A 13,756-nucleotide genomic window follows, 5' to 3' on the forward strand; every position below is an offset into this window, starting at 1 on the left:
TATGAGCTTCTTAAAAGGAACTAAAATCTACAGCATTTTTACAGGGACATGTCCAGTATGTCAAAAAGAAAGTATGTATAAGGATAATAATCCATACAAACTTGGAAAAATCTTTCAAATGCACGAACGTTGTAGTCACTGTAACACAAAATACAAGATAGAACCATCTTTCTTTTATGGCGCTATGTATGTAAGCTATGGTGTTGGCATCGCATTTGCAGTTGCGGCGTTTGTGATTGGCAACTTATTTCTAGAACTTAATTTGTTAAATAGCTTCTTTGTAATCGTAGGAACACTAATATTCTTCTTTCCTATAATTCTTAGGTTATCAAGAAACATTTGGATTAATCTTTTTATGCATTATGGCAAAAAGAAAAACTTATCTTAATTCAAAATAGCGATTAATATCAATTTCTTTCTCTAAAGTAACTCCTTTTTCTATACTGGCATATAACTTTTCTGTCACATAAGGTCCAATCAATATACCACGACTCCCTAAACCATTTATTATGTGAAGGTTTTTATATACTGGATGCGTACCTATAAAAGGCCTTCTATCTCTAGTTGTTGGTCTTATACCGGCTACTTGATCAACAACTTTATACGCTACTTTTAAGAAACGACTTAACTTTTTTTCTAAACTTTTCTTAGCAGAAACTGTAATATCAGGAGTCTTATCTTGATTGTTATAGGTAGCTCCAACCTTATACAAATTATCTCCTAACGGAATAATAAATATAGATGATTTTACTGCTTCATTAAGTTTTAGTTCTTCTGATTTAATTATAATATACTCCCCTTTATTTCCTTGTAACGGTAAATAATTAAAGAACGGATTATTTCTAAGACCATACCCTTCAGAAAATAGAATGTTTTTAGCCTTTACTCCTTTACACTCTATGAAATCCTCTTTGACTACTAGTTTATCATACTCAAAAGACTCCGTAACCAAAGAATTCTTGCTTTCTATATAAGATAAATACAACCGTAACATCGTACTAACATCAATTTTTCCAGCATGTTTTACTTCCCCAAAATGAAATGGTATATCTAAAGCCTTATTTTGGTTTTTAATTAAATCAGAAGAAAGAAACCTTGTTAATGATGGTTTATCGCAAGCTTCAAACCATAAATTTTGTTCTTCAATATCATTAAATCGTCTCAAAATTGGAAACATAGAAATTAGAGGCACATCTAATTTACTCTCTATATTTTTATAAACATTCATTGCCAACTGTAGTTGTTCCGAAGCCAACCAAGCTGGAGTAAATCGCTTAAGAATTACTGGGTTAAACAATCCCCCAGCAACCCTAGAAGATTGTTCTGAGCTATTCTCATAAACCAAATATGACTTATTATTATCTTCTAACTTATTAACAAATGATAACCCAGCTAGTCCGAATCCAACAACTATATAATCTACCATAGAATAAAAATAACAAAACGCCCAACAAAAGTTGGGCGTTTATATATTATATTAGAAACTATAGAGTTTAGTAACTCCACATATCCATTTCAAAATTTCTGATACTTTCTTTAATTCTTTCACTTTCCAATAACTGCATCAAAGCATTGTCAATGATATAATCATTTACCTCTCGGTCACCTTGAATGTTATCTTCCTTGTAAATTACCGAATTAAATCGTCTTGCATTAAGTACGTGATCATAAGTAAAAGGCATTGAGGTATTCTTCCTATTAAAAGCCTTCGCATTATGAAGTATCTCTCTTACATCAGGATACCAAACCCAAAATAACGGAACCATATCAGGCTCATCATCATTAATAAAGTTTACATCCGGTGCAACTGGAGCAATACCAAGTAGCCTATATCTTAATTCTCCCTGACGCTTATCAAAATACCAGTATCCTCTGATCTTATATTCCGAAATGTCAGCAGCACTAATTGTAGTTACCTCAATATATTGAGGATCTACAGGCTCACCAGCATTAAACTGCTCATACCCTAAATCTAACGTATCTATTTTAGACAAAGTACCATCAAGATCACTTAATGTACGTGTCTCTGTAAAATATGAATCTGCGTAAATTTTTTGGATTTTACCATTCTTAACATTTGACAACAGTACATCATATAATGCACGTCTATCAGCACCAATATTAACCGTATCTATAGGATAATATAATGGGAAATTTATACGCTCATCAAGATCGATTGTCTCCCAAGTAGTTTTTGCCCAAAGTACATCACGTTTGTCAACATAACCATATTCCAACGGAAGGTCATTATCCGCTTGAATCTGTTCGATTGTTTTTTTCCCAATATCTTCTGGACTATCAGCATTCAAAATATTGGCTTGACCAAACGAAAACAACGTCACGAATAGGCCAAAAACGGTTAATAACAAATTTTTCAAATTCATAATCATTAGTTTATTTTAGTTCGTTAACTCAATGACAACTGGAGATATTTTTTTCAATTTATATCCCTTATTCGTTTTTAACTGAGCTTTGATATCCATTACCTGAACTGTAGATCCTCTCTTTGCTTTCTTAAGTGCAGATTTTGCTCTTGAATCCAATCTACGTCCTCTTACATTAATAGTAGGCTGACCACTTACTTTAAACTTAAAGCTAGTTACGTCTAACTTAATATCAAAATCGAAATCCGGTAGTATTGCTCCAATAGAAGCTTTCTCTAAACCACTTTTGGACATTTTAATACTTCCATCTTCACCTCTTGCAGTACCTACAGGTCTTGGGATATCTTTAATTCTAAATTTCTTACTATCACTAACAGTAGTTCCATTTGGAAGTTTACCACTTACTTTGATAGCAACTTCTCTTGCTTTAACTGTAGTAACATTCATTACATATTTACCTGCTCCACCGCTTTTCTTTAGACCAGGTGCACTTGCACTAACTGCAGGAACTCCAGGAATAGAAATCGTCATAGGATTCTGAACTCCTCTATATACCACATTCATTTTATCAGCTGAAATTACAGCAGAATTTGGTTTTGGGATAACAGCATAAGTACTTTGAATCTTAATTGGTATGATAGAATCACCTTCTTTAAACTCAAGTACACCGTCTATTTTTCTTTCTCCAACATTTCCAGCTGGGAAATCTAACATAATCTGACCGTTCTGAACTTCAGTTTGCTCCTTACCATTAACCATTACTTTCGTTGGCTTTAATGTAGCGTCAAAACGACCAAGAACAATACGTCCCTTAAATTTCTCTCCACTAAAGAAAGCAGTTTTATCCGGAACAACTATCGCTTCATAATTACTAAACGATAATTCAGAAGCTTGCTGTCCAGCTAATAAAGCAGATAACACTTTACTTTCTGTAGTTTTAACATCAGCTTGCATTTGAGTTAATTTAGTAAGAGAAGCTACTAAAGGAAAACCTTCGAAGTTATATTTCAACCAGTCTACTTTTACCTTATCTCTGTTTTCTACATCTTCTGTAGAGAAAGCTTTCTCAACATCAGTTGCTACTTGACCATCAACTTCTTTTACAGAACGGATAGCTGTAACAACTCCTTCTCTATATGTCTTGATTTTTTCAAGGAACTCCGACGCAGCTGCTGAAGTTTTACCTCCTTCAAAGAATTTAGTATCTAAAGCATCAGGCTTATCCATTGTCTCGTAATCTGTTGGATCATCAGCTGTTTCTAATAACTCAGACTTTAATTGTTCCACATATGCATTAAATTCGTTAGAATAAGTACTGATTTCATCAGCCTTCTGCTTAAGTGGTGTATATTTTTCCGGTTGTTCCGAAACTTTGTCCGCTAATCCAGTCATAAATGCTGAATTACGTTCAGTAGCAATAGTATTAGCTGCTGTAAGTTTTTCATTCATTAAACCGAATGCAGATAATACTTCTTTTGACATATTTAATGCCATCATCGCTATAAATACCAAGTACATAAGATTGATCATCTTCTGCCTTGGTGATAATTTTCCTCCTGCCATATTTCTATATTTTGGTAGTTATTTTTTAAATTAAGTTAAATACTAGTTTCTGTTCATAGCACTTAACATACCACCATATACTCCATTAAGAGAAGACAGGTTACTAGACAAGCTCTTCATTTGCTCTTCAAGCGCTTTAGCGTTATCAGCAATTGCAGCATTAGCTTCAGCTTGTTTTGCAGAAGATTCTAATTGTACTTTGTACAAGCTGTTCAAAGATTCTAAGTGAGTGGCAGCAGCGGCCATTTCTTCACTATATTTTTTAGTTCCTTGGATAGCATCAACACTAGGTGCAATACCTTTAGCAGCACCTTCGAAGTTACGGATACTTTCTCCAAGACTATTCATTAAATTTGTATCTAATCTAGCCTCTTTAAGCATATCATCTAATTTTTTAGATAATAAACCTTCAGGAGTTTGAGCTTCTTTCTTATCTCTTTTACTTCCACCAGCTAACTCTGGATATACTAGAGACCAATCTAACTCATCATCTACTGGTTCGAATGCAGAAACTGTAAATACAAGTGCTTCTGTAATTAGACCAATGATAAGCATCTCGTTTCCAAAAGGCCAGTGCATAATTTTAAATAAAGCTCCAAGGATTACTACAGCCGCTCCGAGACCGTATACCATGTTCATTAACTTCTTGCTTGATTTTGAATTTGCCATAATAAATGTGTTTAGTTTTTTAAATTTTTTAAATATTAAATTAAAAAAGGGTTAGTAATTAAGGTTGATAGATAAATTTTGGGACTTATTCTAATTCTGATTTTGGGTATTATCTTCTCCAGTAACGTCAGTACCCATATAATCCTGTACCGTTCTGAATCCAATATAACTTCTAGCTGAATCCGCGTATTCGTAATCTCTCGTACTTACCTGTAGGAAATAAGCAACATCTTTCCAAGATCCACCACGTACAACTTTTCGTTTGTTCTGATCATCATTAACATTCGGGTTCATTGATGATACATATTCATAGGCTGCAGGATCATAAGAAGACTGCACCCATTCTGAAACATTTCCAGCCATATTATATAGGTTATAATCATTAGGCTCAAATGTTTTAGCTTCTACCGTATAAAGGAAGTTATCCGCAGCATAATTACCACGTAAAGGTTTAAAGTTCGCTAAGAAACAACCTCTATCATTTAGCGCATATGGACCTCCCCAAGGATATGTTCCTGATTCTAGACCACCTCTAGCTGCGTATTCCCACTCAGCCTCTGTAGGTAATCTAAAATAATTTACGAATTCCTTGTTACGTTTTTTCTGATAAGAATTTTTTTCGATAGTTCTCCAAGTACAAAAAGCTTTTGCTTGTTCCCAAGAAACTCCAACTACTGGATAATCATCATACGAACTATGCCAGAAATAATCATTATGCATTGGTTCATTATAAGAATAATTAAAATCTTTAATCCATACTGTCGTATCAGGGTATACTTCGATTACTGTTTCCTTAACAAAATCTTTTCTTCTTCCCTTCTTAGCACGAGCAGCAGCTTGAATATCCATCCAAGTAAACCTGAATTTAAAATTCTGCACATCAAATGTTCGTCTACCGTTATAAGATTCTTCTAAAGGAATGTATAAAGAATCCATAACTTCTGTATAAAACTCATCAGGATAATCTTCCGTATCCCATTCGATGTCTATATCTTTATTAAGTTTACGACCTTCGTAACCAGTCTCACCTGTTCCACTATAATTGTCGTATACATATTTTTCATAAACAGACATATCTTCTGTGTTCGCATCAAGGAAAGCATATTCTCCGATACCATCATCACCTGGGGTTTTACCCAAATCATCAGCCATGATAGCTAACTTCATTCTGATTGTAGAATCACGAACCCAGCGAACAAATTGTCTATATTCACTGTTAGTAACTTCAGTTTCGTCCATGTAGAAAGAACGAACAGTAACTGTTTTCGTAGGTGCATTAGCCAATGCAGCTTTGTCATCATCAGATTTACCCATGATAAACGATCCTCCGGGGATGAGGGCCATTCCATAAGGTTTCTCTGGATGCCATTTTTTACCCTTTACTCCGACTAGTTCTCCGCGGTTTCCTCCACCACAACTATAGAGCATTGCTACAATAGCAAAGAGTGATACAAATTTCTTCATAACGTGTTTTAGGTTAAGATCTTTGAGATTTAAGGTCGTAAACCTATTTATTTATTTCCAGAAAAACAATTTTTTTCTAAAAAAAACCTTAAATCTCCCTAATAAAAATGTTAAACTTCGTTTTTTCGTTTTGCCTTATACCATCTTTCAGGTATTTCTTGATTACAAGCACGCTCATAATCGTTGTATGTGCAAGGTAATAACGTGTGTCTTTTCAATTTATTATTTCCAGATGAAATAAATGGTATTTCTATCCACCATCTTTCTGTTTTAGGACTCTTATAAAATGAAAGAACCTCGTCTTCTATTGGAACATTATAATGAAGCGTTCCTGCTTGATTCTTAATATCCAGTTCGTTAGACCTATAATTAACTCCTTCAATAAAATACCATAATATTTGAGCAATTAATAAAGCTGTGGTTTCTTCATGTTTAAAATTTTTAAATTCATACACTCCAAAACTTTTTACTTTATCGCTAATACCTGCATATCTTGCTATAGCACAAATCTCTCTTCCATTAAATCCATTTGGAGAAGCGTATTTATAGTCAAGACAGGTAGAACTCATCGCGCCAAGATCAATAGCTACAATATCAGCATCTCTCATAATTGGCTCAACAATAGTAACATCATGAGTAACCTCTCCTAATCTATAGGCATCGAAATATAGCTTTTCGATAAGATCTATCTCTTCTTGAGAATTAAAATAAGTTTGATACCCAATGTTACTATAATTAAAAAGATTATATGGTTGCTCTACAATAATTTTACCAACGAAAGAATTATTTTTTATCGGTTGAGAAGTATTTCCTAAATCAAATCTACTATCTACATTTACTAAGTTAACCATCCTTTCTAAAATATCGAAAGCACGATATTGACCATACACCAGATCTTGACTTCCTCCAATAATTAGAGGTGTAACATTTTTTTGAAGTAGCATTGAAAGAACATCTTTCATTAAAAAATAGGTATCACTAACCTCTTCTCCAGGAATAATATCTCCAAGATCTACAATCGAAGTATCCCAGTTGCCTGGGAAAAGATCATATAAAGATTTACGAATGGTATCAAAATAAAGATCCTCTCCTAAAAAATTAATATCATTCCTATTTTCTCTAACACCAATTATTGCAATGTTCACCTTATCTAACTCTGGCACTCCATACTCGGAGGTATGGATCTTAATTTCTTTTCCAAGTGCTTGATCTGGAAGCAAAGCAACATGCGCAGCTACTATTTCGCTAACCGGCGAAAGGAATTCTAACGACATATTTTAAGCTTATTTCTTTTTAGTAGTCTTTTTTGTAGTTTTTTTCTTTGCTGTCTTTTTCTTTGGAGCATTCTTTTCAATAAGATCTTTCACTTTCTCTAAAGTAAGCTTAGTAGCATCCACGGTTTTAGGTAATTCAATTTTAGTTTTACCTTTTATTATATTACTTCGGCCCCATCTTGCTTTCTCAACCCTGATACCTTCTTCTTCCCAATTGTGAATTACTTTATCTATCTCTTTTTGTTTCTTTTCTTCAATAAGCTGAATTATATCTTCATCAGAAAGATTATCAAAGTCATATTTTTTATTCACATTAATAAACATACCTTTCCATTTAATAAATGGACCAAATCTACCTGTACCTTTCTGTACTGGTAAATCTTCATAGGTATATATAGGAGCATCTGCTTTCTCCTTTGCATCAATAAGCTCTATTGCTCTCTCTAGAGAAGTACTTAATGGATCTTCTCCTTTATCTAAAGAAACAAATTTAGCTCCAAATTTCACATAAGGTCCAAAACGTCCATTATTAACAGTAACTGTTTCTCCCTTATAATCTCCAAGTTCCTTTGGTAATTGAAACAAATCCATTGCCTCTTCAAAAGTAACACTACTTAATGTTTGTCCCGGAGCCAAACTAGCAAACCTAGGCTTATCCTCATCTTCTGCCGTACCAATCTGCACCATAGGGCCAAATTTACCTAAACGAACACTTACTGGTTTTCCTGATTCTGGATCTTCTCCCAAAATTCTTTCTCCTACTTCACGTTCCGCATTCTGAGCAACATCCTCCACTCTAGGATGAAACTCATCATAAAACTCCTTCATCACATGTGTCCAGTCCTCTTGACCTTCAGCAATTTCATCAAAGTCCTGTTCTACTTTTGCAGTAAAATTATAATCTAAAATAGAGGAAAAATGATTTACTAAAAAGTCATTAACTACCATACCTACATCAGTTGGAATTAATTTTCCTTTATCACTACCAACTTTTTCCTTTAGATTTTTTTCTTTAATGGCATCTCCAGAAAGCGTAATCTGTACATATCCTCGTTCTTCTCCTTCTTTAGAACCTTTCTCTATATAGTTTCTATTTTGAATAGTAGAAATTGTTGGCGCATATGTAGATGGACGACCAATACCTAATTCTTCTAACTTCTTAACCAAAGCTGCTTCTGAATACCTGCTTGGCGGTCTTGTAAACCTTTCGGTAGCGGTTACATAATTATTAAACAAACTCTCTCCCACCTTCATTGCAGGAAGAATTCCACTTTGTTCTTCATCTTCATCATCATTGCCCTCTAAATAAACTTTTAGAAAACCTTCAAATTTTATCACCTCTCCATTTGCAACGAATTGCTCATTATGTGAAGTCGATCCAATTTTAACATTGGTTCTTTCTAATTTAGCATCACTCATCTGTGAAGCGATCGCTCTTTTCCAAATTAATTCATACAAGCGTTGTTGATCATGATCAACAGGAACTGTATGCCTGGCAAAATCTGTAGGTCTTATCGCTTCGTGAGCTTCTTGAGCACCTTTTGATTTACCTTTATATTGCTTAGGATTACTATACTCATCTCCATATGCAGAAATTATTTCTGCTTTTGCACTATTCTGGGCTTCGGTAGACAGGTTAACACTATCCGTTCTCATATATGTAATCAATCCTGCTTCGTACAGACGTTGCGCCATGGTCATTGTCTTACTAACAGAAAAATATAGTTTTCTCGAAGCCTCCTGTTGTAGTGTAGATGTTGTAAATGGGGGAGCTGGAGATTTTTTTGCCGGTTTTGTAGTAAGATCTGCGACTTGAAATCCTGCTCCAAGATTTTTTTGTAAAAATGCTTCAGCTTCAGCTTTTGTTTTAAAGTTCTTAGGTAATTTTGCTTTAAAAGACTTTCCTTTTTCATTAGAAAACTCAGCATCAATACGATATGAAGCTATAGGTGTAAAACCAAGTATATCACGTTCTCTCTCTACGATTAAACGAACTGATACCGATTGCACTCTACCAGCAGATAACCCTCCCTTTACTTTTCTCCATAATACGGGAGATAACTCATATCCTACTAACCTATCCAGTACTCTTCTGGCTTGCTGTGCATTTACCAGATTATAATCTATACTCCTTGGATTCTCTATTGCTTTAAGTATAGCTTTTTTAGTAATCTCATGAAAAACAATACGACGGGTTCTCTCTTTATCCAACTTCAACTCCTCTGCTAAGTGCCAAGCAATAGCTTCTCCTTCTCGATCTTCATCACTCGCCAACCAAACCATCTCGGCCTTCTTAGAAAGATCTTTTAATTTCTTAACCACATCTTTCTTATCCTTGGAGACAATATACTTAGGTTTAAAACCTTCTTCTACATCTACTCCAAGTTCTTTTGCCGGCAAATCAGCAATATGTCCGAAACTAGAAGCTACTTTATAGTCTTTTCCTAGAAACTTTTCTATTGTCTTTGCCTTAGCTGGTGACTCCACAATCACTAAATTCTTAGCCATAATCCTTTTTTTTCATCTGTTGATAATTAATGTCTATTAGTTTACAGATGGAATCTCTAATAAACATTTTTAGTTGGTAGTTACCCAGCCACGAGGGCTTTTTTCTGAGAACAAAAGTATACCAATTTTTCGAGATCAAAATTTTTTCTCAGAAATTATCATAAAAAAACCTGCAGATTAGCAGGTTTTGTTTTATTTATTATTCTACAATTACGTTCCAGCTTTCAGATTCATTTTCATTTTCAAAACCTATACCGTCTTTATATAAATAATATATAGGCAAGTAGACAAAAGAAGCCGTAAAGAAAACTCCTATAAAACACAATATCATTCCTACTATTTGTGCTAACATTGATGAAATAAAAATCAATCCGAAAGCGATTAACCAAATTTTATTTCCGAATTTAAAACTTGCCTTGATTAAATCAGAAGCACTGACATCTGGATGAAAAGCAAAAATAACCCCTAACAATTGCAAAGGAACTATAACATAAAAAAGAGGGAGATAGCATAGAGATGCTGCTAATAACGCAATCCCAAAAGTTGCTATCGCTAACGTAAATATTTTACCTAAATATTTACCTTTAAAAAACATAAAATAACTGGTGGTCTGGGGAAGCCCCATATCCACCTGTTTACAAACCCTATAAAAATGAGCAGTTATAGCTAATTGAAACGCAGAGGCTACCATAGATACTATAATAACTAATATTACAAACAAAATTCCCATACCTATAGACAAGTCTTCTTGAACATACCCATAATCTCCATAACTATTTTCTAATCCAGCCACTCCAATTATTGCAAAAAGAGGTATATAAATCACAATAAGTAAAGGGATCATTATAACCAAAGAAATTAACAAATGAACAAAGCCCTGCAACCAGACTTTCTTAAAAAGCTCTATACTATTATTAAAAATATTTCCAAAATCGACAGAATTACTGTTTTCTATTTTTTCAAAGAGCTGGTTGGAATTCATAATGCGTATGGATTTAGTTAATTAGTTATCTCAAATATAAATATTTAAACAAATATAACACTGCCACTTTGTCATATATCGTTTTAAAGAGTATCTTTGCACACTATTTGAGTTAAATCAGCAAGGACATTATTATACATGGAGAAGATTATTGACGAGAACATTCAAGGACAGGCATTGTCTTTAGATAATAAAGAAGGAAACACTAGGAAGCTTTTTATTGAAAGCTATGGGTGTCAAATGAATTTTAGTGATAGTGAAATTGTTGCTTCAATTTTAGCAAAAGAAGGATTTAATACTACCCAAAAGCTTGAAGATGCTGATTTGGTCCTTGTAAACACTTGCTCTATTCGCGAAAAAGCAGAACTTACGGTAAGAAAACGTCTGGAAAAATATAATGCTGTAAAAAGAATTAACCCAAAAATGAAAGTAGGTGTTCTCGGATGCATGGCAGAACGTCTTAAAAGTAAATTCCTAGAGGAAGAAAAAATTGTAGACCTTGTAGTTGGTCCGGATGCATATAAAGACCTTCCTAATCTCATTGAAGAAGTAGACGCAGGGCGTAACGCAGTGAATGTAATACTCTCTAAAGAAGAAACATACGGAGATATTTCTCCTGTTCGCTTACAAAGCAACGGTGTTTCTGCATTTGTATCTATCACCAGAGGCTGTGATAATATGTGTACATTTTGTGTAGTTCCTTTCACAAGGGGTAGAGAACGTAGCCGTGATCCACAAAGTATAATGGAAGAAATCGATGACTTAGCTGCAAAAAAATTCAAAGAAATTACCCTATTAGGTCAAAATGTAGATAGCTATCTATGGTACGGTGGAGGATTGAAAAAAGACTTTGAAAAAGCAAGTGATTTTCAAAAAGCTACTGCGGTAAATTTTGCTAAGTTATTGGATATGGTTGCAGAAAAACATCCTAAAATAAGATTACGTTTTACTACATCTAATCCTCAGGATATGACATTAGATGTTATAAAAGTAATGGCAAACCATAAAAACATTTGTAAATATATCCACTTACCTATACAGAGTGGTAGTGATCGCATTCTTAAAGAAATGAATCGTTTACATACTCGTCAAGAATATTTTGAATTAATCGACAATATTAAAAGGTTGATTCCTGATTGTGCTATTTCTCAGGATATTATCACAGGGTTTCCTACGGAAACCGAGGAAGATCACCAAGATACATTATCCTTAATGGAATATGTAAAATACGAATACGGGTTTATGTTTGCTTATTCTGAACGCCCAGGAACTTTAGCTGGTCGTAAATTAGAAGATGATGTTCCTGAAGCTACTAAAAAGAGAAGACTTAACGAAATTATTACAGCTCAACGCCGCCATAGTACTGAAAGACATGAAGCATTCTTAGGTAAAACTATGGAAATATTAATCGAAAAAGAATCAAAAAAATCCGATGCACACTGGAGTGGAAGAAATACTCAGAATATAGTCGCCGTTTTCCCTAAAGGAAATTACAAAATTGGAGATTTTGTAATGGTTCGTATTGATGAGTGTACCAGTGCAACACTACTTGGAGAGGCTGTTGAATACTCTGACAATAATTAAAAAAACAATTTAAACAACCAATATAGTTTATCACATGGAATCAGTTCAAGCCACAAAACAGCGATTCGGTATTATAGGAAACGATCCTAAACTAAACCGATCCATAGAAAAAGCTATTCAGGTAGCTCCTACGGATATATCGGTTCTGGTTACTGGAGAAAGCGGTGTTGGTAAGGAAAGTATCCCAAAAATTGTTCATTCGTTATCACATCGAAAACACGGTAAATATATCGCTGTCAATTGCGGTGCTATTCCAGAAGGAACAATCGATAGTGAACTATTTGGTCATGAAAAAGGAGCCTTTACCGGAGCTACCTCAACCAGAAGTGGATATTTTGAAGTAGCAGATGGTGGAACTATATTTCTTGATGAAGTTGGAGAGTTACCACTAACAACACAAGTAAGACTATTAAGAGTACTAGAAAATGGTGAGTTTATTAAAGTAGGATCGTCTAAAGTCCAAAAAACTGATGTACGAATTGTGGCAGCAACAAATGTAAATATGTTCGAAGCTATCAAAAAAGAAAAGTTTAGGGAAGATCTATATTATCGCCTAAGTACAGTAGAGATCCTATTACCTCCTTTGCGAGATCGTGAGCAAGACATACACCTCTTATTCAGAAAATTTGCTTCTGATTTTGCTACAAAATATAAGATGCCAACTATTCGACTAGAAGATGCTGCTGCTCAATTACTAGAGAAATATCATTGGAGCGGTAATATCAGGCAATTACGCAACATTGCAGAACAAATATCAGTCCTTGAACAAAACAGAACGATATCCGCTAGCACATTACGAGGATATTTACCTGATATTGGAAGTAATTTACCCGCTATAATATCTTCGGACAAAAAAGATAGTGATTTTAGCAATGAACGAGAGATACTATACAAAGTGCTTTTTGACATGAAAAACGATCTTAATGATCTCAAAAAGCTGACGATGGAATTAATGCAAAGTGGAAATTCTCAACAGGTACAGAAAGAAAATGAAGGGTTAATTAGAAAGATTTATCGGGAAGAAAAAGAAGAAGAAACACCTTTTGAAGAACCTGTAACGCAAACAACAGAAGTTTTACAAATAACCCCTTCTGACACAATTAAAAAAGACGAAGACAAATATCATTTTGCAGAGGAAATTGAAGAAGAAGAAACTCTTTCCTTACATGATAAAGAATTAGAGTTAATTAAAAAATCTCTGGAACGTCATCGCGGAAAAAGGAAAGCGGCGGCAGAAGAATTAGGAATAAGTGAGCGCACCTTATATAGAAAGATTAAACAATACGATCTTTAACACAAAAAATAAACACTCATTAAAAACATATAAA

The 13,756-nt window shown here is 34.2% G+C and carries 11 protein-coding genes; 3 read left to right on the forward strand and 8 right to left on the reverse strand.

All coding sequences use genetic code 11. From position 1 onward, the window contains the following. Window position 1: 1 nt before the first annotated feature. Entirely contained in the window at window positions 2-388 is a 387-nt protein-coding gene (locus J8L88_RS08060; RefSeq protein WP_027395015.1) for a DUF983 domain-containing protein, read from the forward strand. Here the strand turns inward: J8L88_RS08060 and J8L88_RS08065 are convergent. The 8 genes from J8L88_RS08065 to J8L88_RS08100 all read right to left on the reverse strand — a co-directional run bounded on the left by J8L88_RS08065 (window position 380) and on the right by J8L88_RS08100 (window position 10,844). Then, window positions 380-1,426: an FAD-binding oxidoreductase gene (locus J8L88_RS08065; protein WP_211060468.1), complete on the reverse strand. Its 1,047-nt coding sequence runs from the start codon at window positions 1,424-1,426 to the stop codon at window positions 380-382. The genes J8L88_RS08060 and J8L88_RS08065 overlap by 9 nt on opposite strands. A 67-nt stretch (window positions 1,427-1,493) precedes the next feature. Beyond that, window positions 1,494-2,384 (reverse strand): gliding motility protein GldN, encoded by an 891-nt coding sequence (gene gldN / locus J8L88_RS08070; RefSeq protein ID WP_027395013.1) that lies wholly within the window; start codon window positions 2,382-2,384, stop codon window positions 1,494-1,496. A gap of 15 nt (window positions 2,385-2,399) precedes the next feature. Continuing rightward, window positions 2,400-3,947: a gliding motility protein GldM gene (gldM, locus tag J8L88_RS08075; protein WP_027395012.1), complete on the reverse strand. Its 1,548-nt coding sequence runs from the start codon at window positions 3,945-3,947 to the stop codon at window positions 2,400-2,402. Between the two features lie 42 nt (window positions 3,948-3,989). Beyond that, complete coding sequence (gldL, locus tag J8L88_RS08080) at window positions 3,990-4,616, reverse strand: gliding motility protein GldL (RefSeq protein ID WP_108805060.1); 627 nt, start codon at window positions 4,614-4,616, stop codon at window positions 3,990-3,992. Window positions 4,617-4,706: 90 nt separating this feature from the next. Next, window positions 4,707-6,080, reverse strand: coding sequence for a gliding motility lipoprotein GldK (gene gldK, locus J8L88_RS08085; RefSeq protein WP_027395010.1), 1,374 nt, complete (start codon window positions 6,078-6,080; stop codon window positions 4,707-4,709). A gap of 110 nt (window positions 6,081-6,190) precedes the next feature. Beyond that, entirely contained in the window at window positions 6,191-7,354 is a 1,164-nt protein-coding gene (locus J8L88_RS08090) for a formimidoylglutamase (protein WP_027395009.1), read from the reverse strand. 9 nt (window positions 7,355-7,363) lie between these two features. Further along, a complete protein-coding gene (gene topA, locus J8L88_RS08095; protein ID WP_027395008.1) occupies window positions 7,364-9,862 on the reverse strand; it encodes a type I DNA topoisomerase in 2,499 nt (832 codons plus the stop codon). Between the two features lie 199 nt (window positions 9,863-10,061). Then, window positions 10,062-10,844 (reverse strand): hypothetical protein, encoded by a 783-nt coding sequence (locus J8L88_RS08100; RefSeq protein ID WP_211060469.1) that lies wholly within the window; start codon window positions 10,842-10,844, stop codon window positions 10,062-10,064. 138 nt (window positions 10,845-10,982) lie between these two features. On the opposite strand from J8L88_RS08100, the gene miaB reads away from it, so the two are divergent. Then, window positions 10,983-12,428, forward strand: a complete 1,446-nt coding sequence (gene miaB, locus J8L88_RS08105; protein WP_211060470.1) for a tRNA (N6-isopentenyl adenosine(37)-C2)-methylthiotransferase MiaB — start codon at window positions 10,983-10,985, stop codon at window positions 12,426-12,428. A gap of 34 nt (window positions 12,429-12,462) precedes the next feature. Then, on the forward strand, window positions 12,463-13,722 hold the full coding sequence (locus J8L88_RS08110; protein ID WP_027395005.1) for a sigma-54-dependent Fis family transcriptional regulator: 1,260 nt from the start codon (window positions 12,463-12,465) through the stop codon (window positions 13,720-13,722). Window positions 13,723-13,756: the final 34 nt, after the last annotated feature.

It is taken from the genome of Aquimarina sp. MMG015 (genome assembly GCF_018100855.1).
GTDB lineage: Bacteria > Bacteroidota > Bacteroidia > Flavobacteriales > Flavobacteriaceae > Aquimarina > Aquimarina latercula.

Excerpts from the sequence above, each read along its gene's own strand:
- J8L88_RS08060 (WP_027395015.1), top strand. The coding sequence starts at position 2 with ATGAGCTTCTTAAAAGGAACTAAAATCTACAGCATTTTTACAGGGACA.
- J8L88_RS08065 (WP_211060468.1), bottom strand. The coding sequence starts at position 1,426 with ATGGTAGATTATATAGTTGTTGGATTCGGACTAGCTGGGTTATCATTT.
- gldN (WP_027395013.1), bottom strand. The coding sequence starts at position 2,384 with ATGAATTTGAAAAATTTGTTATTAACCGTTTTTGGCCTATTCGTGACG.
- gldM (WP_027395012.1), bottom strand. The coding sequence starts at position 3,947 with ATGGCAGGAGGAAAATTATCACCAAGGCAGAAGATGATCAATCTTATG.
- gldL (WP_108805060.1), bottom strand. The coding sequence starts at position 4,616 with ATGGCAAATTCAAAATCAAGCAAGAAGTTAATGAACATGGTATACGGT.
- gldK (WP_027395010.1), bottom strand. The coding sequence starts at position 6,080 with ATGAAGAAATTTGTATCACTCTTTGCTATTGTAGCAATGCTCTATAGT.
- J8L88_RS08090 (WP_027395009.1), bottom strand. The coding sequence starts at position 7,354 with ATGTCGTTAGAATTCCTTTCGCCGGTTAGCGAAATAGTAGCTGCGCAT.
- topA (WP_027395008.1), bottom strand. The coding sequence starts at position 9,862 with ATGGCTAAGAATTTAGTGATTGTGGAGTCACCAGCTAAGGCAAAGACA.
- J8L88_RS08100 (WP_211060469.1), bottom strand. The coding sequence starts at position 10,844 with ATGAATTCCAACCAGCTCTTTGAAAAAATAGAAAACAGTAATTCTGTC.
- miaB (WP_211060470.1), top strand. The coding sequence starts at position 10,983 with ATGGAGAAGATTATTGACGAGAACATTCAAGGACAGGCATTGTCTTTA.
- J8L88_RS08110 (WP_027395005.1), top strand. The coding sequence starts at position 12,463 with ATGGAATCAGTTCAAGCCACAAAACAGCGATTCGGTATTATAGGAAAC.